We start from the raw sequence: 1,236 nt of genomic DNA, 5'->3' as shown, positions 1-1,236 counted from the left end.
TGCTCTGCCACCTGAAAACTGGATCGCTTTGAGCTAGAGTTTTCAGCCTCAGATTTCCTTGGCTGGGCAAGGAGGCGCGGCATGAAGGCATCGAAGTTTACGGACGCGCAGAAGGCGTTCGTCATCAAGCAGGGCGAAGAAGGTACGCCAGTGGCGGAGGTCTGCCGCAAAGCTGGGATCAGCCAAGCGACGTACTTCAACTGGAAGAAGAAATACGCTGGGCTGCTGCCCACGGAGATGCGGCGGCTGCGCGAACTGGAGGAGGAGAATGGCCGCCTCAAGAAGATCGTGGCGGACCTGACGCTCGACCGGGAGATGTTGCAGGATATCGTGCGCCGAAAGCTCTGAGGCCGGATCGGAAGCGCGAGCTGGTCGGCGGGATGCTGGCGGACTGGGGCGTGTCGATCCGGAGGGCTTGCAAGGTCCTTCCGTTCGACACCTCGAGCTACCACTACAAGTCCCGTCGCACCGATCCGGCCGCGATCAAGAAGCGGATCAAGGCCATCTGCGAGACACACGTCCGCTACGGCTATCGCCGCGTCTATCACATCCTTCGCCGAGAAGGCTGGGCCGTGAATGCCAAGAAGGTTTACAGGCTTTACAGGGAGTTGGGCCTGCAGCTGCGTAACAAGACGCCCAAGAGGCGAGTGAAGGCAAAGCTGCGGGAGGATCGTGCGCCGGCGGTTCGGCCGAACGATGTGTGGGCGATGGACTTCGTCCATGATCAACTGGCAACGGGACGCAAGCTGCGGATCCTGACCGTGGTCGACACGTTCAGCCGGTTCTCGCCGGTGATCGACGCGCGGTTCAGCTACCGCGGCGAGGACGTCGTAGCCACGCTCGATCGGACCTGCCGGAAGGTGGGCTATCCTAAGACCATCAGGGTGGACAATGGCAGCGAGTTCGTCTCGCGAGACATGGATCTATGGGCTTATCAGAGGGGCGTGACGCTCGACTTCTCGCGGCCTGGCAAGCCGACGGACAACGCCTTCATCGAGGCGTTCAACAGCAAGCTGCGCAGCGAATGCGTGAACACGCATTGGTTCCTGTCACTGGAAGATGCTTGCGAGAAGCTGGACCGCTGGCGTAGACACTATAACGAAGAGCGACCGCACAGCGCGATCGGGAATATCCCCCCGATCATGTTGGCAAACCCGACCGGAGCCACCAGCCCTCCGGACCCGGACCAGGCGGAAATCTCTAGACCCGAGCGGTCCAAGGTTGGGTAGCAGTGCA

General features: G+C 61.1%; 1 protein-coding gene. It reads left to right on the top strand.

All coding sequences use genetic code 11. The features are described from left to right. The first annotated feature begins 81 nt into the window (after positions 1–81). Positions 82–1,229, top strand: a protein-coding gene (locus GGR44_RS16655; RefSeq protein ID WP_425511334.1) for an IS3 family transposase whose coding sequence is annotated in 2 segments (ribosomal slippage) — positions 82–331 and positions 331–1,229 — 1,149 coding nt in all. Because the reading frame shifts where the segments join, the coding sequence is not laid out codon by codon here. Positions 1,230–1,236 lie beyond the last annotated feature (7 nt).

Source organism: Sphingobium fontiphilum, assembly GCF_014196635.1.
Taxonomy (GTDB): domain Bacteria; phylum Pseudomonadota; class Alphaproteobacteria; order Sphingomonadales; family Sphingomonadaceae; genus Sphingobium; species Sphingobium fontiphilum.
Note: the sequence above shows the minus strand (reverse complement) of the source record. Positions and strands in the feature narration are given on the sequence as shown.